15 protein-coding genes are annotated in these 20,479 nt (G+C 52.7%); 8 read left to right on the top strand and 7 right to left on the bottom strand.

Going from position 1 to position 20,479, the window contains the following annotated elements:
• Positions 1-159 precede the first annotated feature (159 nt).
• Complete coding sequence (locus tag JMJ16_RS46055) at positions 160-1,065, top strand: LysR family transcriptional regulator (protein ID WP_201392580.1); 906 nt, start codon at positions 160-162, stop codon at positions 1,063-1,065.
• Between the two features lie 88 nt (positions 1,066-1,153).
• Here JMJ16_RS46055 and JMJ16_RS46050 read toward each other — a convergent pair whose 3' ends face one another.
• Positions 1,154-1,726, bottom strand: coding sequence for a cytochrome d ubiquinol oxidase subunit II (locus tag JMJ16_RS46050; RefSeq protein ID WP_201392578.1), 573 nt, complete (start codon positions 1,724-1,726; stop codon positions 1,154-1,156).
• Positions 1,727-1,961: 235 nt separating this feature from the next.
• Positions 1,962-2,612, bottom strand: a complete 651-nt coding sequence (locus JMJ16_RS46045) for a hypothetical protein (protein ID WP_201392576.1) — start codon at positions 2,610-2,612, stop codon at positions 1,962-1,964.
• An 865-nt stretch (positions 2,613-3,477) separates the two neighbouring features.
• Here JMJ16_RS46045 and JMJ16_RS46040 point away from each other — a divergent pair.
• A complete protein-coding gene (locus JMJ16_RS46040; protein WP_201392574.1) occupies positions 3,478-5,322 on the top strand; it encodes a glycoside hydrolase family 15 protein in 1,845 nt (614 codons plus the stop codon).
• Here the strand turns inward: JMJ16_RS46040 and JMJ16_RS46035 are convergent.
• The 5 genes from JMJ16_RS46035 to JMJ16_RS46015 all read right to left on the bottom strand — a co-directional run bounded on the left by JMJ16_RS46035 (position 5,319) and on the right by JMJ16_RS46015 (position 11,096).
• Positions 5,319-6,506 carry a cation diffusion facilitator family transporter gene (locus JMJ16_RS46035; RefSeq protein ID WP_201392572.1) on the bottom strand — a complete coding sequence of 396 codons (1,188 nt, stop codon included), beginning with the start codon at positions 6,504-6,506 and terminating at the stop codon, positions 5,319-5,321. The two genes, JMJ16_RS46040 and JMJ16_RS46035, sit on opposite strands and share 4 nt — an antisense overlap.
• Positions 6,507-6,663: 157 nt before the next feature.
• Positions 6,664-7,548, bottom strand: coding sequence for a carbohydrate ABC transporter permease (locus JMJ16_RS46030; protein ID WP_236602013.1), 885 nt, complete (start codon positions 7,546-7,548; stop codon positions 6,664-6,666).
• Positions 7,548-8,525 carry a carbohydrate ABC transporter permease gene (locus JMJ16_RS46025; protein WP_201392570.1) on the bottom strand — a complete coding sequence of 326 codons (978 nt, stop codon included), beginning with the start codon at positions 8,523-8,525 and terminating at the stop codon, positions 7,548-7,550. The genes JMJ16_RS46030 and JMJ16_RS46025 overlap by 1 nt, the downstream gene beginning before the upstream one ends.
• Before the next feature lie 23 nt (positions 8,526-8,548).
• On the bottom strand, positions 8,549-9,859 hold the full coding sequence (locus JMJ16_RS46020) for an ABC transporter substrate-binding protein (protein WP_201392568.1): 1,311 nt from the start codon (positions 9,857-9,859) through the stop codon (positions 8,549-8,551).
• A gap of 205 nt (positions 9,860-10,064) precedes the next feature.
• Positions 10,065-11,096, bottom strand: coding sequence for a LacI family DNA-binding transcriptional regulator (locus JMJ16_RS46015; RefSeq protein ID WP_201392566.1), 1,032 nt, complete (start codon positions 11,094-11,096; stop codon positions 10,065-10,067).
• A 364-nt stretch (positions 11,097-11,460) separates the two neighbouring features.
• Here JMJ16_RS46015 and JMJ16_RS46010 point away from each other — a divergent pair, with 364 nt between their 5' ends.
• The 6 genes from JMJ16_RS46010 (at position 11,461) to JMJ16_RS45985 (ending at position 20,459) form a co-directional block, all read left to right on the top strand.
• Entirely contained in the window at positions 11,461-12,792 is a 1,332-nt protein-coding gene (locus JMJ16_RS46010) for a Gfo/Idh/MocA family oxidoreductase (RefSeq protein WP_201392564.1), read from the top strand.
• 156 nt (positions 12,793-12,948) lie between these two features.
• Positions 12,949-13,824, top strand: coding sequence for a sugar phosphate isomerase/epimerase (locus tag JMJ16_RS46005; protein ID WP_201392562.1), 876 nt, complete (start codon positions 12,949-12,951; stop codon positions 13,822-13,824).
• A 124-nt stretch (positions 13,825-13,948) separates the two neighbouring features.
• Positions 13,949-15,049, top strand: coding sequence for a Gfo/Idh/MocA family protein (locus JMJ16_RS46000; protein WP_201392560.1), 1,101 nt, complete (start codon positions 13,949-13,951; stop codon positions 15,047-15,049).
• 273 nt (positions 15,050-15,322) lie between these two features.
• Entirely contained in the window at positions 15,323-16,990 is a 1,668-nt protein-coding gene (locus JMJ16_RS45995; RefSeq protein ID WP_201392558.1) for a family 20 glycosylhydrolase, read from the top strand.
• A gap of 179 nt (positions 16,991-17,169) precedes the next feature.
• Positions 17,170-19,305 carry an APC family permease gene (locus tag JMJ16_RS45990; protein WP_236602012.1) on the top strand — a complete coding sequence of 712 codons (2,136 nt, stop codon included), beginning with the start codon at positions 17,170-17,172 and terminating at the stop codon, positions 19,303-19,305.
• Positions 19,306-19,364: 59 nt separating this feature from the next.
• Complete coding sequence (locus JMJ16_RS45985) at positions 19,365-20,459, top strand: hypothetical protein (RefSeq protein WP_201392556.1); 1,095 nt, start codon at positions 19,365-19,367, stop codon at positions 20,457-20,459.
• The last annotated feature ends 20 nt before the right edge of the window (positions 20,460-20,479 follow it).

The raw sequence follows: 20,479 nt of genomic DNA, 5'->3' as shown, positions 1-20,479 counted from the left end.
CACAGGCTGTTCCCAGCCACATCCTCTTACCCAGCGAGCCACGTAGTGGCGAGATGTCCTGAATAGACACAAAACCGATAGGCTTAGCATAAGAGAAAACAACTTATCTGTCCAATATATAAATTGTGTTATACTTATATGTAGGGAATATAAATATCTATGGAGCTACGACACTTACGCTATTTTATCGTGGTCGCGGAAGAGCTACACTTCAGCCGCGCAGCCGAGATCCTGCATATGGCGCAGCCACCACTCAGCCAGCAGATCCAGAACCTGGAGAGCGAGCTGGGTATACCGCTCTTGATCCGCACAAAGCGTAGCGTACAACTGACCCCCGCGGGCAAGGCTTTTCTTGTGGAGGCCAAGAAAGTCATCGCCCAGACCGAGCGCGCCATTGAGGCCGCGCACCAGGCCTATAATGGCCTCCTAGGACAATTACATATCGGTTTTGTGGGCACAGCCATGGCCGAGATCCTCCCTACCATCTTAAAGGCCTTCCGCGAACGCTACCCCATGATCACAACAAAGTTACAGAACCTGGTCACCACCGACCAGGTGCAGGCGCTACGCGAAGGCCTGATCGAGGTAGGCTTCATCCATCCGCCAATTCTCGACACTACCCTCAAGCTAGAGGTTATTGGCCGCGAGCAACTGGTTGCCGTCCTGCCTGCCGATCACGCCCTCGCAAGCCAGAAAAGCATCGATCTTGCCCAACTCAGAGATGAACTGTTTGTGCTATATCCCCGCGCCTGGAACATTGGCCTCTTCGACCAGATCATCAGCCTCTGCCAGCAGGCAGGCTTCTCGATGCGCCTGGGCCAGGAGGCTCTGGGCTGGGAATCAATCATCAGCCTGGTGGCGGCGGGCTTTGGCGTCTCTATCGTGCCTGCCTCATCCCGCCTGCTACGCAGTCTGGATGTCGCCTACCTCCCCCTCCAGGGAACCACCCCAACCTTCGACCTTGCCCTGGCCTGGCTCCCAGACAATACCTCGCCCCTGCTACACAACTTCCTCCAGATCGCCCGCGAAACCGCACAAGCACGACAACAACACATGTTGCCCTAACTCGGGAGCCCGCTACTTGCGTACGCGGCTACTGTTGGGAAAGTGCGCCGTTTACAAGCACTACCCGATCTGCGATGAAGCACCTTTTTTAATAATGCAAGCGGCTCTGCATGTGCAGGCGTTTGCGGAAGATCCAGTAACCCAGAGCCTGATAGGCGATGATAATGGGCAGGAAGATTAAAGCAACCCAGGTGAGTAAGACCAGGCTGGAGGGAGCCGCCGCCGCACGCTCAACCGTCAAGCTCCAGGTGGGCTGGAGGCTTGAGAGCAGGAGATGTGGAAAGAGGCTCATTGCCAGCGCGAGCACACCACAGAGCATAGAGAGGCTCGTCGATATGAGCGCCCACCACCAGCGCTGGCGTTGGATCAACTGGCCCGCGACGAAGAACAGCAGGGGCACAAGCACACTTAAAGTCGCGATCCAGGGCACTACCAGCAGGCGCAACATGGCCTGAGAGACGAAAGCGCCAGCGATAGCTAGCAAAACAACCATGAATAGCGCCGGAATCCAGAGCCTCCGCGCTGCCCTCTCAACACGCATGGTAATAGCCGCATCCACGCGCAGGCGGAGGAAGAGCGCACCCTGGAGCGCAAAGAGGACGATAAAAGTGAGGCCCCATAACAAGGCCAGGGGCGTCAACAACTGCCAGGGTGTGCCCACAAAACGCGCAGATTGAACAGAGCCAGCTTTTCAACGCCTTGATGAATGAATGGCTTGAGCGAGTGCAAGAAGCTACACGCTAACATAGGCCAGGAGAAAGCGTTTGCTCTCCAAAAGAGCGCTGGCACATATGTGTGCCAGCGCTCTTTTGGAGAGCAAAAAGTATATATGAAAAATTATTCAAGGAGAAGAGCAAAATGTAACATACATTGTTCTGGAATCTCCCTCATCCTGGTCAGGTGCGCTGTAAGCTCACGCGAGCTTTCTTCCTGCCGATGAATCGTCCAGGGAGGTACAGCATGCAGCGGAGCGTGACGACCAGGATGAGGGTGGCATTGGCATAGAACATACCATTGGCAAAGATAGTAGGCCAGTCGATAACCTGACCAACCTGACCAGAATGCTGTCCTATCAGTGCATCTATCTCATTCCAGCTATAGGGCGGGCTGTGAGTTGGTTCCCAGGAAAATATCGAGGCCCCCAAAGGATATCCCCGGGCCTCCGTATAGACAATATCGCAACAGACCCGATGGTAGAGAATGTGCTGGTAACTCAAATACAGACCGAGGCCAGCGCCAAGGACAATCAGAAAAATTTGCCAGTAATTCAGACGTAAGACCGAGAAACGCCGCCTACCCAGAACAAGCACCATGCCAACTGCTATCACCAGAGGGCAGAAAAGAGCAATTCTTAGGAGAGCAGAAGAATCTACATGCACCGTAAGAGGGTCGTAATCATTGGACACAACTAGCGTTGCCACAATGAATGCAATCGCACTCAAAACGAGAAAAGCGATGGGAAAAACTTTTGCCCCCTTGCCTGCAAGCATCTGAAGTCGCTTGAAAAAAGAGGGCTGAGAGGCATCTGGTGATGGTTTATCGCGCATTCTGAATCTCCTTAAAGCTTATTCGAAAACGGAAAGACGCCAGGCTCCTCATATCAGCCAATTTTCGCATAAGCTCTTCGTATGTAGTCATCAAAGGATCGCACATTTCTAACAAAGAAGCTGTGAATTGAGCCACTTTTTGCTCAATTGCACCAACTGAATCTCTGTTCCCTGGAATATTACAGAAAGGTCAAACAAAAGTGAAGAGTAGACATAACATTTGTGTAAGAAAACACCTCATCCAATGCTTCAACCCCTCGCAAGAGAAGCTAGTACTCCTGGGGCCGTTTCTTAAAAGCTGTTAATGAAGTATTTACGAGTATCTGCTATACTCAATCCCATAGCGAGGGAGGTTACACACAAACCGAACTACATCTAGCAATTCATGCCGTTTTACCCCCGATCTCCCTCGCTCTCCTTCTCTTACCACTACCATCAGTTATGCCCACACCCAAATGCCCCCTCAGTAGGGATTAGCTTATTGATGCATCCGGAAAGTTGTAGGGTCCAAGTTGGCTTAGACTCTTTTCCCCAGGAGAAGTACTCACGTTGCGGGAGGAAGGCCATGCAAGCATGGCCCCTACACATTTCCCGCTGATTTACCGAATGCACCAATTATGCTGTTGCTTAAATTAAAACGGGCTATGAAATCAGCCTGCTGTGCGCTTCTGGCGCTCAAGATAATCCAACTTTATTTACGAAAGCGCATAATCGCCTTGCGCGCCGTAAACGTGGTGCCTATGGTAAGGAGGCAAAGAAAAGAACATAGCATTTGCGGATGCGGATACATTGTAATCAGGTAGTGTTTACAGGCGCTTAGAAGCAAGATGAAAGCAGGATCCTTGCAGGAGATTGGAGACGAGGCATGCTGGAGCTACAAGCAAGATATTTACCTATTGAAGATTATGCCATTATCGGCGACCTGCATACAGTGGCCCTGGTTGGGAAGAATGGCTCGATTGACTGGTGTTGCCTGCCGCGTTTCGACGCGCCAAGCGTCTTTGGTGCGCTCCTGGACGCAAATAAAGGCGGCTTCTTTCAGATCGCGCCCACACCAAGGAACGATTTGCGCTGTTCGCAGATGTACCTGCCCGAAACCAACGTCTTACTCACGCGTTTTCTCTGTGTTGATGGTATTGGTGAGATTACTGATTTCATGCCCATCAAAGATGATGACGATTCCCATACCCTACCCCACCACATCATTCGCTCAGTTGAGGTCGCCAGGGGGAGCATGGAGTTTCACCTAACTTGTCGTCCAGCCTTCAACTATGCTCAGGACGAACATGATACCCATCTGACGGAGCAGGGAGCCGTCTTCCACAGCCAGGGTCTCCACCTTGGACTCTCTACCAATATCGCGCTCTATCCAGATGATCAGGGAGGTGTGCAGGCGCATTTTGTCTTACATGAAGGTGAGTCACTGCACTTTATGTTGGAGAGCACTACCGCGGGTGCTCAGGCTCCTGATCCCCTCTGCGAAGAGGGCTACCAGGAGATGTTTCATAACACCATGACCTTCTGGCGCCAATGGCTCAAGAAATGCCAGTATCGCGGGCGCTGGCGCGAGTATGTCGAGCGCTCGGCCTTGCTGCTAAAATTGCTGACATATGCCCCCACCGGAGCGATTGTGGCCGCACCCACCACCAGCCTGCCCGAGACTATAGGTGGAACACGCAACTGGGATTATCGCTTTACCTGGCTGCGCGATGCCGCCTTTAGCCTCTATAGCCTGCTCACTCTGGGCTTTACCCAGGAGGCGGAGCAGTTTATGAACTGGCTGGATGAGCGCTGTCACGAGCTACCAGATTGCGGCTCGCTCCAGCCTATGTACGGTATCGATGGCGAACATAATCTCAGCGAGAAAATTCTGCCTCATTTAGAGGGATATCGGGCCAGCGCGCCCGTCCGCATCGGCAATGGAGCCTATACCCAGATGCAGCTCGACGTATATGGTGAGATGCTGGACGCAATCTATATCTATAACCGTCACGAGGACATCTCATACGACCTCTGGGAGCATATGCGTAGCCTGCTGCACTGGCTTGAGGACCACTGGCAAGAGCCGGATGAAGGCATCTGGGAGGTGCGCGGTGGTCCCAAACACTTCGTCCACTCGCGCTTGATGAGTTGGGTGGCCTTCGACCGCGCGTTGCGCCTCGCCAGGCACCGGGGCCTGCCCGCTCCCTACGCCGAATGGATGCAGACAAGCACCCAGATCTATCAACAGATCATGGAGGAAGGCTGGAGCAATAAAGACCAGAGCTTTGTGCAATATTATGGCGGCGACGCCATCGACGCCAGCCTGCTCCTTATGGGCCTCGTCAAGTTCACGGGCGCCAACGAGCCACGTATGCTCTCAACTATCCGCCGCATACAACGTGATCTCGCCAAAAGCGCGCTCGTGAACCGCTATGACCCACAATGTGCCGCCAGTGATGGCATCGAAAGCACTGAGGGGACCTTCGGCGCCTGTAGCTTCTGGCTGGCAGAGAACCTGGCCCGCTCAGGCTGTCCCCGCGAGGGCAGACTACTGCTGGAGAAAATGCTCTCCTTCAGCAATCACGTTGGGCTCTTCGCCGAGGAGGTCGGCCTGGTTGGCGAGGCCCTGGGCAATTATCCTCAGGCCTTTACGCACCTGGCCATGATCACCGCCTGCGTCAACATCGATCGCGCCCTCGATGGCAATCTAGATCATAGCCCACTCTAATCGGCCTGGCTTCTAGGAGGTCGCATATGATGCCTGGTCAGGCTATGCGGGTCGTACTCCGCCGTGCCATGTGGATCGACATGGATCTGGACAGTTGCCAGGCGCGGTTGTGTGTGAAAGAGCGCATGCCGCACCTCCTCGGCGATATCATGGCTCTGGCGAATGCTCAAATTCTCATCGACCTCAATATGCATATCGGCCTCCAGAGCACGTCCTAGCCAGCGCGCACGCAGCTCTGGTACATCGAGTACGCCGGGAATCGCTCGCGCCGCCCGCTCCAGGCTATCTATTACCTGCGGGTCAACCGCGTCCATCAGGCGATGCCACATCACCAGGGCCGTATCCTTGACGATAAAGAGAATCGCCAGCGTGATTAGCAGGCCAATGGCCGGGTCCACCAGGGGAAAACCTAGCAGAGAGCCAGCGGCACCAATGAGGACTGCGAGCGAGGTCAGGCCGTCCGCCTGAGCGTGTTTGCCATCCGCCACCAGGGCGGCTGAGCCGATCTCTTTACCAACGCGAATGCGAAAGATGGCCACACCCTCGTTCCCCGCGAAGCCGACAATAGCCGCCAGCATGACCCACCAGGCATAATGCAGCGACTCAGGGTGCAGAAACTTCGTGATACTTTCATAGCCTGCCAGGAGCGCGCTCAGGAAGATCATCAGCACGATTACCACCCCGGCTAGGTCCTCAAGTCGGCCATAGCCATAGGTGTAGCGCCGATTCGCCGCGCGCCGACTGAACGCAAAGGCGATCCAGAGCGGCACCGCCGTCAGGGCATCCGAGAAATTATGAATGGTATCCGCAAGCAGGCCGACGCTTCCACTCAGCATGGCAATCACAAGCTGAAAGAGCGCCGTAACCCCCAGGCCTAATAAAGAGATCTTCAGCGCCCAGATACCCCGGTCACTACTCTCCAACGCGGTATCCACAGATGCCTCGGCATGACTATGGCCATGCACGAAGGGCAGCGCCTCCAACAACCAGCCCCAGCGCCCATGACCATGCTCGCGATCATGCTCATGCTCATGCTCGTGCTCATGCTCATGGGCATGGTCGTGGGCGTGATGCTCATGCGCTTTATGCTTCTCATGCTCATACACATCAGACGTATGTCTATGCTTATGCTGGTCAAACATAGGGCCAGGAGCCTGCCCTGGCACATGGTCAGCATCTTCCATATTTCCTCTCAACTTCCATAACGCTCTATTGCTGGAAAAACGCATACAGGTAGAGTCAAACCATAAACTTAGCAGAGTGTAGAATGCGCTCTCTCCAGTATAAAACGCACGGCATCCTGGCGACAAATCTCGCCGGGTAAGAGGGGATGCTACACTATTATCCTTTCAGTCCTGTCGTGTTTACTCCTTGGATTAAGAGACGCTGGAAAATCAGGAAGAAGCCGAAAATGGGTAACAGAGATAGCACAGACATGGCAAAAAGTTGCCCATAGGCTGAATTTCCTGTACTATCCACAAATTGACTCAGTGCAACTGGAATAGTGAACGTTGCTTCGTCACTGAGGTAGATCAACTGGCTAAAAAAGTCGTTCCATGTCCAGATAAATGTAAAGATGGCTGTAGTTACCAGCGCGGGCAACGCTAACGGCAGGATGATGCGCCAGTAGAAGCTAAAGTGGCTACAGCCATCTATCCTGGCAGCATCATCCAGTTCTGTCGGAATACCACGAATAAACTGGATCATCAGGAAGATAAAAAATGTATCTGTGGCGAAAAGCTTGGGCGCGATCAATGGAAGAAACGTACCTATCCATCCTAGCTCTTTGAAGAGAATATATTGTGGCACAATGAGTACGTGCGCTGGCAGCAAGATTCCTCCCAGCATCAAAACAAACCAGAAGGGTTTATATTTGAAACGCAGGCGGGCAAAGGCATAGGCAGCCAGCGAACAGGAAAAGATATTACCAACGACTGCGCCAAGGCAGACTGTCAGGGAACTGAGAAAGAAGCGGGTGAAAGGGTAGTCAAGGGCATTCCAGCCCTCAGCATAATTCCCTAGTGTCCACTGCGTCGGCACCAGGCCTGGGCTTGAGAAAATCAGATCCTCTGGTTTAAACGAAGAGCTGAACAACCAGAGCAAAGGATAGATCATAACCAATGCGCCACCTAGCACGAGCACATACAGCAGGAAGCGCGTAAATTTTTTCGCGAACCAGCGCGTGTTAGTCCTGGCTTTGCCGGTTCTGGATAGAGATGTGATCATCACTTATCTCCCCTCTCATCCTGATAGAATACCCAGTAACGCGAGGTCAGGAACGCGATCGCGGTAAAACATGCTACCGCGATCAACAAAACCCATGCCATTGCCGAAGCGTAGCCCATCTTCAGATTGGCGAACCCTTCCTGGTAGAGGTAAAGCGTATAGAAGAGGGTAGAGTTCACCGGGCCTCCGGTGCCGCCACTGACCACATAAGACGGCGTAAATGCCTGGAACGCGCCTATCATCTGCAAGATCAGGTTAAAGAACAACAGGGGCGTAATCAAGGGCAGCGTAATTGACAAAAAGTTTTTCAATGGCCCTGCGCCATCGGTTGAGGCTGCTTCATAGTATTCCTGGGGAATCTGTTGTAGCCCAGCAAGAAAAATGAGCATTGGGGAGCCAAATTGCCACACAGCCAGAATGACCAGTGTGTACAGGGCAGTGTCGGGTGTAGAAACCCAGCTCGTGGTAGCATGAATACCAATGAGATTGAGCGCCTGATTCACAACGCCATCTGCGTCAAAGATCTGCCTCCAGAGCAGGGCAATAGCCACACTACTGCCCAACAGGGAAGGCACGTAGTAGATTGCCCGGAAGAGCCCCAGCCCGATCAGCCCTCGCTTGAGCAGAAGCGCGACGCCCAGCGCTAAAGCGAGCTTGAGTGGTACAGAGAGCACCACATAGACAAGCGTTACTCTGACTGCATCCCACCATTGTGGATCCTGGAACATCGTCAGGTAATTTTGTAAGCCAATCCAGCTGGGTGTTCCAATCAGATTGTAATTGGTAAACGAGAGATATAACGAGGCGATAACTGGTCCCGCTGTGAAGATGAAGATACCCACGAACCAGGGGAGAAGAAAGAGGTAGCCGGCGGCATTCTCTTTCTTCTCATGAGAGTGAAGTGCTCGCGGACGTTTCCGGATGGGGAGCTTCTCACGTACCTCGCGCGTTATGCCCTCAATAGGAGTAAGAGCCATCGAACCACCTCCATATTTCAGAGCTAAGAGACCGCTTTCACCGCTTCCTGGTAGAAAGAATTGGCTCCAGCCATGATCGACTGTTTCCCGAAGCCTACTGCCTGAGACGCATTGCTAAGCGCCGTTGAGACTTTGCCTGCTCCAGAGGGGTCCAGCACGGTTCTGGGACTAGCCGTGTTATTGCTCGCCATCAAGTCTGAGTACGCCAGAACGGCTTTATCTCCAGCTTTCAGTGTAGGCTGAAGCGCGGCACGCGCACGCGCACTCCCTGGTACACCACGGTCCAGGCCGATAGCTTTGGCGCCTTTAGGATCTGTTATCAGGAAATTGATAAAGGTAGCAGCATCTTTGGCATATTTCGATTTTGCTCCAATGCTCATCAACATTGAGGGTTTGAGATAGTTACCAGGTCCAGGACCTGTGGGAACCGTCTGGAGGGCCAGTGTATGCTTCGTCAGGGCTTGAAAGCTGCCGAACTGGTTTGAATGTCCCGTCGCGAAGGCCGTTTTGCCAGCGGCGAGCAGGGAGGTATTAGGCCCACTGCCAGTAACCGTTGCCTGAGTTTGAGCGGGAACACAGGCACCAGATTTGCGCATGCCGTCCCAATAGCTAAACCAGGAGGCGATATCATCGACGGTGAACATGATTTTGCCATCCGTCGTCCATAGTTCCTTGCCTCGCTGGCGCACCCAAATTTCAAACATATCTATCGCTCCACTGGCATCGGGAGACCCATAGACACCCTTAGATTTAAGGGCACTGGAGATATTACCTGCATACGTTGCGAATTCGTTCCATGTCCAACTTGTGGGAGGCGTGCCAAGCCCCGCTTCCTGAATGAGCGTGGCATCGTAAATCATACACTCGTAGTTGCCACCCAACGAGATACCATACAACACGCCGTTGTCTTCACTGTTCTTCAACATACCCTGATCAAAATCTGAGAGATCGATGGTCTTGTCATTGACGAATGGCGTTAGATCCAGCAATTCATGTTCTTGGACGTATCGCGCGACGTATGACATGTCCATCTGAATCAGGTCCGGGATGCCGCCGCTGGCAATCTGGGTATTCAACTTATTGAAATAGACGCTAAAGTCGGCGAACCAGGAATGAATGGTAATGTTGGAGTGTGCTTGCTGAAAAGCTTTGATCGCGTTCTGGGTTAACTTATTGCGTGATGCTGGCCCCCAGAAAGAGAGTTGAAGGGTTTCGTTAGCCGCTGTGCCGGTATCGCTACCGCAACCGACCAGGTCTAGCAGGGTCACACCCGCCAGGCTACTCAGTCCGACCTGGCATACGCGCCTTCGCGTATAAGTAATCCTACTACTCATGTAACTGGACCTCCTTGTTTCGACATGAAGCGTTTCATACATTCCGATAATAGGACAAGCGCATGACGATAACTAGTCTGCCTGCCTCCATTGCAAGCAAGTGGGAAAGAGCATCCAAAGTATCAAAGCAAATAGTGGAACAACCTCTTCTTGAGAAGAGAGACATTCTCTCTCCAATGAACAAAGTACGAGTGGGAACTGTACGTTACTGTACGTATGTAGTATCAATAGCAAGCTTGCGTGTGCTTTTTCGTACCACCAGATCCGGTAATAAGATACGCTGATGCAGTTTCATCTCCGAATCGTTTAAGATCTCAACAAGATATTTGATGGCCATACTATCCTGCTCTCTAAAGGCAAAGTTAATTGTCGTCAGCGGCGGTTCAGTAAAGGAGGCCAATTCCGCGTTATCAAAGCTAAGTACTGAGACATCGTTTGGAATATGCAAGCCATGCTCATGGAGAGCATGCATCGCCCCCAACGCCATCGTATCTGAACCAACCAGCACAGCTGTAAAAGGCTGGTGTGTCGCTAGAATGCGCTCCATAGCTTCATACCCACTACGAAACGTATAATGTGCTTCGTGCGCAGGTCCCGGCTCCAGACCATGCTGGCGCAATGTTTCTTTCCAGGTAGTATAGCGCAACTGCCCATTGATCAGATTGATGGAGGGCGGAATGGCCGCAATCTGGCGATGTCCAAGTTCAATCAAATACTCCACGGCCATACGCGTCGCGTACACCTGGTCAAAGCCGACCCATGCAAGACGGGAAGTCGGCACGTAGTCGCGGCGCACCAGGGGGAGCCCATTGCATAACTCCAGCAACTTTTCATCGGAAATATGAAGAGCAGGAGCATACATCACTACTCCATCTACCAACCTCGCCGCGGCGTTATCCAACGCCATCCCCAGTTCATCCGAGCTGGTCATAGTCACAAGCAGGTTGTAGCCAGCATCCCTAGCCGCCAACGCCATACTCCTGATGGAGTCAGCGAAGTGACCACCCTGCATAATGTCAACAATAATCAACTCCAGAATCTGCGAGCGATTGGTGTTAAGCATCTGCGCAACTTTATTGGGGACAAAATCCAATTCTTGCATTGCCAGCAGGACACGCTTGCGCGTCTCCTCTGCAACATTATTGTTCCCATTCAAAACACGCGAAACTGTCTGATAGGAAATACCTGCCTGCCGTGCAACATCACGAATGGTAGTCTTCTTTTTTTTCTGGGCCATGACAGGCTCTTTCCCCATCTCTCGTGCTCACTTGATATGTCCAATGCTGCAATCATATTGTGACCGTTCACAGTATAGCCAATTTTAGATGAAGCTGTCAATAGGTGAGCTATTGATATTGAACCCTAAAAATGCATTAAGCGAAGCCATTATTACTCTTAACGCTTTCTTCTCTTAAATAGTTACGTGTGTTGTTGCATAGAAAGAGCATTACATGCTCTTTCTATGGCCCCTTTAGCGAGGATTTTTGAGAGGTTGATCCACTACGGCTTGATTTATCCGGCAAAATAGTGCATATAATAGTTGTGATCGGTCACAAATTATGCCACCAACAGGACAAAGAAGGCGAAGGGACGGAGCAAGCATGGAGAAGAAACGTTATGCGCTGGTTGGGACGGGGGCGCGCGCCCGCATGTTTATTGACGCGCTCATCACTACATATCGCGACGTGGCGGAACTGGTCGCGTTCTGCGATTTGAGCCAGGTCCGCATGGATTGGTATAACCAGCACTTACAAACGCTGGCGGGATTGCCGCCTCTACCAACCTATCATGCCGAACAATTTGACGAGATGATTGCCGAAACCCATCCCGATACAGTAATCGTCACGACTATAGATGCCACACATCATCTCTATATCATACGCGCCATGGAATTAGGTTGTGATGTCATCACGGAAAAACCTATGACTACAAGCGCGGAAAAAATGCGAGCTATCTTCCAGACAATTGAACGCACTGGCCGCTCACTACGAGTGAGTTTTAATTATCGCTATGCCCCAGCCTATACGCGCTTTCGCGAATTGGTGATGCAGGGTGCGGTGGGGAAACCGCTGGCAGTCGATTTCTCCTGGATACTGGATACCAATCATGGCGCAGATTACTTTCGCCGCTGGCATCGCGAAAAACAGCACAGTGGCGGTCTGCTTGTTCATAAGGCTACACACCATTTTGACCTTGTCAATTGGTGGATTGCTTCATACCCTCACCAGGTCTTTGCGCTGGGCGATCTCAGCTTCTATGGCAAGAAAAACGCCGAAGCCCGCGGCGAACAGTATGCGTATGAGCGCTACACTGGCGTCCCGGAGGCTGACAATGATCCTTTTGCGCTGACGTTGGAGAACAATGAGATGTTTCGTGGCCTCTACCAGGCTGCTGAAAATGAGACGGGCTATTTACGAGATCGTAATGTATTTGGAGAGCCAATTACGATTGAAGATACCATGTGTGTGACAGCGCGTTATCGCAATGGCGTGCTGCTGTCCTACTGCCTGGTTACCTACGCGCCCTGGGAAGGTCTGCGCGTGGCGATTACTGGCACCAAGGGCCGGATTGAGATGGATATTGTCGAGAATGTCAATCATCTCCAAGGGAATGGAGAGGCCAGAATGAACGCCAGCAAAGGGCCTTTCAAATCCGCACGTATCCGTGCGTACCCAATGTTCGCTCTCCCATACGATGTTGAAGTTCCAACGGGAGACGGAGGGCATGGCGGCGCCGATCCCATTTTGCTAGAGCAACTCTTCTCGCCCACTCCGCCAGCTGATCCCTTCAATCGAGCAGCCTCACATATCGATGGTGCCGCTTCAATCCTGGTTGGCATCGCTTCCAATGAGTCAATGCGCACTGGCAAGATGGTCGTCGTTGATGACCTGTTTGTGCTCCCGGACAAAACAGCAGATGAGAGAGACAAGTGAGGGGGATACCTGGCACTTTACTGGTCATAACACGTCTGCTGATTGAGATAGCGCGCTTGAAATAGCCTTTGACCTGGCCTATCGCGAGTAACTGAACACTACACCTCAATAGGACCAATTTCGGCAGTCGTTCGTTGGGCGATGAGATATTCTAGCATGAGTATTGAAAGAGAGGAGCTACTTTTGCGGCTAAGTATTGTAACAGATGAGATTTCTCAGGATCTTAAGCACGCGCTTCACGTTTGTCGCGATCTCCAGGTCGATACGGTCGAACTACGCAAGGTTGAGGGCAAAGATATAGTCCTCCATGATACGGCCAGCCTGATGCGCATTCAATCTCTCTTACGCGATCAAGGCTTTCGTGTATGTTCAATTGCTTCACCTTTCCTGAAATGCCCCCTCTGGAGTGAGCTAGCTCTTACAGCACGCACGAAGGAGCAGGAGCGAGAATGGGATTTATTGCAGCGCTCATTTGAGGTCGCCGCCCTGTTTGGGGCTCCACTGGTACGAACCTTCTCCTTCCTGCGCATACCCGATCCAACAACCATACGCCCAGTTCTCCTGGAAGTGATCGCTGAGGCTGCTCGCCTCACAGAAGAAGCTGGCTTGAAGCTTGTACTAGAGAATGAACATGCCTGTAATATTGCGACAGGAGAGGAAGCTGGCTGGCTACTTCAGCGCCTTCCCGCAGACGCATTTGGTGTCATTTGGGATCCCGGCAACGAGGCGTATGTTGGTTCAAGCCCTTTTCCAGCTGGCTACCAGCATGTGCGAGGACGTGTTCTGCATATGCATGTAAAAGATGCTACCTATCCCCTGGATGCGCCCCAGCAGAGGCGTTTCGTCAAGATGGGCACTGGCTCCATCGATTATGTAGGCCAATTCCGTGCGCTTGCTGAGGATGGATACACCGGGATTATTTCGCTTGAAACCCACTATATTCACCCTAACGGTGGACGTGAGCAGGCAACTCGTGAGTCCTTTGCCGCCCTGTACCAGATGCTACAAGAGGCGGAAGTGACACTCAACTAACACAATATATCAAGGTTTCTCTGTATCCTCCATTTACCCCCTCAATCGAGAGAAACTAAGAGGTCAGAGACAAAGGAGAAGCTCTCTAGAGAGCTTCTTTCATGCAAGAAAGGCAGAAAAAACAATGAAAGCATCGCAGGTACAGAGTTTGCGGCACGCCATCATTGGCGTAGGTGCGGGCATTTTGAATGGCCACCGATCAGCCCTGGCGTTACCAATAGTTGATCTTGTCGCCGCGTCAGATATCAATACAACAATAGGTCAGCAGCGCGCCGACGAATTACAATGCGCCTTTTATGCAGATTACCGGCAGATGCTGGCCGAGACGCAACCAGACGTTGCCGTCATCCTTACTCCTCCTTTTCTGCATGCCTCCATGGTCATAGAGAGTTTGCGAGCAGGCTGTCATGTGCTGGTTGAGAAACCCATGGCGCTTCAGGTGGCGGAGGCCGACGAGATGATCGCGACCGCGCATCGGTACAAACGTGTGCTTGGCGTCGTATTTCAGCAACGCTATCGCCCCGAGATCATGGCCGCGCGCAAGCTGCTGCAGGAGGGTGTTCTGGGCAAGATCCAACGCGTTGAGTTGATGGCGGTGTGGACACGGCCATCCTTCTACTATCAAATGGCACCCTGGCGAGCTACCTGGTCAGGAGAAGGAGGAGGAATTGTCACCAACCAGGCATCACATAATCTCGACCTGCTTTGCCATTTGCTCGGCTCCCCCAGGCGCATCTTGGCCTGGACGCGTAACTTGCTGCACCAGATCGAAACTGAGGATACAGTCCAGGCAATGCTAGAATGGCAGGATGGAGCTTTAGGCATGGTGCACATCAGCTCAGCGGAGGCCGATGATCCTGAGCATCTGAAGATCATAGGGACCCGCGGCTCGCTGGAAATTGGTCGTGACAAGCTGCTGGCCCGCACGCTAGACCTCGACATGAGCGAATATGCGCTTACCAGCCGCGAGCCCTATGCCCAACCTGTACATCATCCATATGCTATTACGTTGGAACAAGGGCAAGGCAATCACATAGCTGTCTATCGCGACTTCCACGATGCTCTTCTCCACGGGAGTAGCGACTATGCCGATGGCGTACAGGCATGCCAGGAACTGGAACTGGCAAATGCAATGATCTATTCAAGCCACTGCCACTGCGAGGTCGAATTGCCGCTCAATCGTCAACACTATTCGTCCCTGCTCAAGGATTTGCAGGCGCAATAATCATAATCCACCTTTGCGCAAAACTCGTTGCAAGAGGAAAAAATCATGTTCTAGTTTCATCTTCTTTTTGACAGAGGTTCAACGCCCCTCCAGAAAAACACTCAACTAGCTGGAGATGGCTATTACCAACTAGCCAGGACTAATATAGGGTGAAACGCCCTGAAATTGACATCCCGTTTTACCACTCTTATACTACATTTGATGCGCATAGCTCCTGATAAGAGGAAGTAAAAATTCCTTGCGCAAATATACTCTATTTTTAGGAGATGATAGTTGAAGCGCAAACGGTTCTTACTAACAAGCGGGATCATCCTACTCTTCTGTCTACTAGGCGTCCTCCTGGCCATATTTTTTAATCCACAGGCACCTACAGCCAGGCAGGCTACCGTTATGATTAATCCCGCGCCTAAAGTCATCCCCAGTTTGCGCGAGTGGCGGGGTAGTGTGGGGGAATTCGAACTACCAGTCCTGGCGCATATTGTTATTGATACACGCTATGAAACGCAGTTGAAAGAGGCGGCCAGCACCTTTCAAAATGACCTGCGCATAGTCGCAAAGCGCAACGTCTCTATTTCTACAGCTCCTAATGCCAGTCCGGGCGATCTCTTCCTGACGCTGGGGGCCACCGATCGCGCCATCGGTGATGAGGGCTACCTGCTCACAATCGAGGATAGCGTCATCATCGATGCCCGCACCAGCAAGGGCGCCTTCTATGGCACACGGAGCCTGCTCCAGATCCTCACGCAAGATGACGCCAAATCTCACATCCCCAGGGGCCTGGCCAGGGATTATTCCAGTTATCCTATGCGCGGCTTTATGCTGGACGTTGGACGCAAATTCATACCCTTAAACATCCTCAAGGACTATGTGAAGCTGCTCGCCTGGTACAAAATGGATGATTTTCATCTGCACCTCAACGATAACCAGTCTGGCGTCGGCAGTGAGGATGGGTGGGAGGCAAAGTACTCCGCCTTTCGCCTCAAGAGCGACAAGTTTCAGGGGCTGGCGGCAACCGATGGGGCCTATAGCAAGCAAGATATGCGCGAGCTACAGGACCTGGCCCGTGCCTATGGCGTAACGATCACACCTGAGATCGACGCGCCCGCGCATGCCCTGGCATTCACTAAGTACCGGCCTGACCTGGCAAGCAGCAAATATGACAAAGACTTCCTGGATCTAAGCAATCCCAAAACCTATACTTTTATGGACTCCGTCTGGGACGAGTTCCTGCCCTGGTTCGATACTGGTGAGTTTCACATCGGCGTCGACGAGTACGCGGTGAGCGACGCCGATAACTACCGGCGCTACATCAATCACTATATCGCCTACTTGAAACAGCACGGCAAGAAGGCTCGCATCTGGGGCAGCCTCTCAGAGATGAAGAGCTCGGTCCCGGTCGATAGTGATGCCACGCTGGAGGTCTGGAATAACCAGTGGTCGAACCCCATTGATATGAAAAAGATGGGCTTTCGTATCATCAACGCCAACGATCAGAATCTCTATATCGTGCCTGGAGTCACCTACTATCACGACTACCTGGATACCCAGTTGCTCTACAACAAATGGGAGCCATACATCTTTGACCTGAGCAACCCCAAACTCAACTATGCACCGGGCGACCCACAACTTGAAGGCGCCATTTTCGCCGAATGGAACGATAGGCTGGGGGGAGCCGTCGACGAAGCTGGACTACACGAACGCATCAAGCCCGCCGTCCAGGCCTTGAGCGAGAAAATGTGGGGCAGCACGCAGAACCGCCTGGGATACGATCAATTCAAAACTCTAGCGGGTATTATCGGCGACGCGCCCGGAACCCAGCTACCACCAATCACGCCCCCACCTCCCCTGCAGGTCCCACCGCATACCGATGCCCCGACCCAGCCAGAGATGTCCATGCTAACGCCAGATCCTGACAGATTCAGGCGAGCCGCGAAGCGCTAATGTTTTGAGTATTATGATGGTCTGGCTCCGCCAGACCATCATAATACTCAAAACACTTTTTCCCTCTAAAAATTTTCTCAAAATTCTGGTCGCTGGCGCTAAATCTCTTTCTATGAGCGATCACGTATGCTATATTCAGCGTACAATTGATGCTCTATTAAGAAAGCTTAAGCTTACATATGGATAACCCCGATAAACTCTTTAATAGGGTAACATACATCGGTAAAGACGGTGCGGAGATACAAGCAGATGACTACGATCTGCAGACGCCTGTAGGCGAGGAACGACGAGGCGGGCGCCTGGGGGATATGCGCTATGTTATTATTCGTCCAGAGAATCCCCCTCTGCGTCGCGTCGGGAGTGGTATGCTAGAGGCCACTGAGGCTGCGGAGGTTCCCGAGGGTCGCCTATCCCAAGCGGCCTACTGGACCAAACGCGCCCTGATTGGTGTCCCCCTGGCCAGCGCTAAGGCGGAGCATGAACGCCTGAGCAAATTTAAAGCCCTGCCTCTCCTCTCTTCTGACGCCATCTCCTCAGTTGCCTTCGCCACCGAGGCCATATTGATCAACCTGGCGGCCGCCGGACCTGCTCACCTGGGCCTGACCCTGCCTATCAGCCTGGTCATTATCCTACTTCTCTGCATCGTCACCATCTCATACCGCCAGACTATTCCTGCTTATCCCAATGGCGGCGGCTCCTATACCGTGGCGCGCGAGAATCTGGGCAAGCTTCCCGGACTGGTCGCCGCCGCCGCGCTCCTCATCGATTATGTGCTCAACGTCGCCGTCTGTATCTCAGCTGGCGTCCTGAACATGGTCTCGCTTTTTCCAGAACTACATGGCTCAATTGTGCTCCTCGACATCGCGCTCGTGGTACTCATCACACTGCTTAACCTGCGAGGCGTGCGCGAGTCCGGCTCTATCTTTGCCTTCCCTACCTACTTCTTTGTCATCAACGCCGCCCTGCTCATAGGCGTTGGCCTCTTCAAGGCCTATGTCACTCATCACCAACCTATCATTGGCACTTTTGCACCAATGAAAGACACAGTTTTCGAACCCCTCACAGTCTTGCTCGTACTGCGCGCCTTCGCAACTGGCTGTTCAGCGATGACGGGCGTAGAGGCGATCTCCAACGGCGTCCCTATCTTTAAGAAGCCAGAGACACGTAATGCCTCGACGACCCTGACTATCATGGCCTTTATTCTGGGAACACTCTTCCTGGGCATTACGCTGCTGGCAATGACCTATGGCATTGAGGCTCATCCCTCCGGCAACCCTACCGTGGTAGCGCAGATCGCCCTGAAGGTCTACAGCAATTCTGGCCCGTTTATCGTCCTCTTTCCCATTTTTCAGCTCGCAGTGCTGGGTATTCTGGCCCTCTCGGCGGAGACAAGCTACGCTGATTTTCCACGCCTGGCCTCGCTCCTCGCGCACGATGGCTTCCTCCCCAGACAGTTCTCATTCCGTGGGGACCGCCTGGCATTCTCAGTCGGCATTATCGCTCTGGCCGTCATGTCCTGCATCCTGCTCATAGTCTTTGAAGGGAGCACCGATGCCCTGATCAATCTCTTCGCAGTTGGCGTCTTTATCGCCTTCACACTCTCGCAGGCAGGTATGGTCATGCATTGGTGGCACCTGCGTGGGACCGTTAAGAACTGGCGCAGGAGCATCATGATTAATGGCCTGGGCGCTAGCACGACCGCGATTGTGGCTATGATCATCGCCGCTATGAAGTTTGTGGAGGGGGCCTGGATCGTTATCTTGCTGATACCTTTACTAGTGCTAATGTTTCTAAGTATCGAGCACCACTACCACATCTTCGAAAGCGAGCGCACCACCGACGTTCCCGCGCAGCCACAACAGATCAAGCACCGCGTCATCATTCCCATTGACCGGCTCGACCGCGTCACCATTCAAAGCCTCTCCTATGCGCGCTCCATTACACGCCATGTGACCGCCGTCCATGTCGTCGTCAATGAGGAGAGCGCACTCAAGATACGCCAGGACTGGATGAAGTGGCAGCAGTATATTGGTGAGGACGAGGAGACGCGCCTGCTACTGATAGAATCTCCCTATCGCTCACTCTTTCGCCCATTGCTGGCCTACATTGATACGATACGCAAGCGTCATCCCGATGAAACCCTCTCAGTAATTCTGCCAGAGTTTGTCGTCGCACACTGGTGGGAGTATTTTCTGCATAACCAGACAGTGTTACGCCTGAAGGCTAAACTCCTGTTCTGCCCGGGCATCGTTGTGATCAATCTGCCACAGCACATTCGTGGCAAACAGCCTGCACTTAGACCGCTTCCCTGGTAAAATAGAGACAATGCCAATCCGGGCATAATAATCAGTATAAAATACGGAGTAGTCCCTGCATGTATGATATACTCTGGCTTCTATTGCGCATCCTGGTCTTTCTACTAGGGGCAACAAGCGTCATTGCCGCGGCACTTTCCGCGATACGCACCTTTGTGCTACCGCGTAGCGCCTCCGATGTGTTCAGCCGCAGTGTCTTTCTCGCTGTGCGCATGTTTTTTGAAATACGCAAACGGCGCACTACCACCTATGAGCAACGCGATCAAATTATGGAGCTGTACGCCCCTATGAGCCTGTTAGCCCTCCTGGTTACCTGGCTCCTCTGCATCCAGCTGGGCTATACTGCTATGTTCTGGGGATTGAACAATGGCTCCCTTTACCGGGCATTTGAGGTTAGTGGCTCCTCGCTCTTTACTCTGGGGATAGCCTTTGTCGATACCTTTCCCGACACCCTCCTGACCTTCTCGGAAGCCGCTATAGGCCTGCTACTCGTTGCATTATTAATCTCCTATCTACCAACCATCTATACCTCGTTCTCACGTCGCGAAGAGGCCGTGACACTGCTAGAGACGCGCGCTGGCTCGCCACCTTCGGCGGTCGAGCTAATCAAACGCTACTACCGCATTGGTGGCCTGGAACAACTCACAGAGGTCTGGCGTAGCTGGGAGAAATGGTTTGCTGAAATTGAAGAGAGCCACACCTCACTGGGTTCGCTCACCTTCTTCCGCTCACCTCAACCGCAGCGCTCATGGGTGACTGCCGCGGGTGCTATCCTGGATACCGCCTCGCTGATCAATGCGGCTCTGGATATTCCGCACGATCCCCAGGCGGATCTCTGTATTCGTGCTGGCTATCTCTGCCTACGCTATGTCTCAAGCTTCTTCAAAATGCCCTTTGATCCTAATCCCGCGCCAACCGATCCTATCAGTATCTCTCAGGTAGAGTTTAATCTCGCCTACGACGAACTCGCCGCAGAAGGTGTGCCGATGAAGCCGGATCGCGAGCAGGCCTGGCGCGACTTCGCCGGTTGGCGTGTCAACTACGATACGCCCCTTCTGGCCCTGGCGGAGCTAACCGACGCACCGCGCGCCCCCTGGGTCTCCGACCGCTTCCTGATTCATCCCCCTCGTCTGCTAGTTCGCTACCGCAGGTAAAATGGCCCCCGCTCATGCAG

It is taken from the genome of Ktedonobacter sp. SOSP1-52 (assembly GCF_016587395.1).
The sequence above is the reverse complement of the archived record's forward strand: the minus strand, read 5'-3'. Positions and strand labels throughout refer to the sequence as shown.

Coding starts and splice junctions, on each gene's coding strand:
- JMJ16_RS46055 (WP_201392580.1), top strand. CDS start 160: ATGGAGCTACGACACTTACGCTATTTTATCGTGGTCGCGGAAGAGCTA.
- JMJ16_RS46045 (WP_201392576.1), bottom strand. CDS start 2,612: ATGCGCGATAAACCATCACCAGATGCCTCTCAGCCCTCTTTTTTCAAG.
- JMJ16_RS46040 (WP_201392574.1), top strand. CDS start 3,478: ATGCTGGAGCTACAAGCAAGATATTTACCTATTGAAGATTATGCCATT.
- JMJ16_RS46035 (WP_201392572.1), bottom strand. CDS start 6,506: ATGGAAGATGCTGACCATGTGCCAGGGCAGGCTCCTGGCCCTATGTTT.
- JMJ16_RS46030 (WP_236602013.1), bottom strand. CDS start 7,548: ATGATCACATCTCTATCCAGAACCGGCAAAGCCAGGACTAACACGCGC.
- JMJ16_RS46025 (WP_201392570.1), bottom strand. CDS start 8,525: ATGGCTCTTACTCCTATTGAGGGCATAACGCGCGAGGTACGTGAGAAG.
- JMJ16_RS46020 (WP_201392568.1), bottom strand. CDS start 9,859: ATGAGTAGTAGGATTACTTATACGCGAAGGCGCGTATGCCAGGTCGGA.
- JMJ16_RS46015 (WP_201392566.1), bottom strand. CDS start 11,096: ATGGCCCAGAAAAAAAAGAAGACTACCATTCGTGATGTTGCACGGCAG.
- JMJ16_RS46010 (WP_201392564.1), top strand. CDS start 11,461: ATGGAGAAGAAACGTTATGCGCTGGTTGGGACGGGGGCGCGCGCCCGC.
- JMJ16_RS46005 (WP_201392562.1), top strand. CDS start 12,949: ATGAGTATTGAAAGAGAGGAGCTACTTTTGCGGCTAAGTATTGTAACA.
- JMJ16_RS46000 (WP_201392560.1), top strand. CDS start 13,949: ATGAAAGCATCGCAGGTACAGAGTTTGCGGCACGCCATCATTGGCGTA.
- JMJ16_RS45990 (WP_236602012.1), top strand. CDS start 17,170: ATGGATAACCCCGATAAACTCTTTAATAGGGTAACATACATCGGTAAA.
- JMJ16_RS45985 (WP_201392556.1), top strand. CDS start 19,365: ATGTATGATATACTCTGGCTTCTATTGCGCATCCTGGTCTTTCTACTA.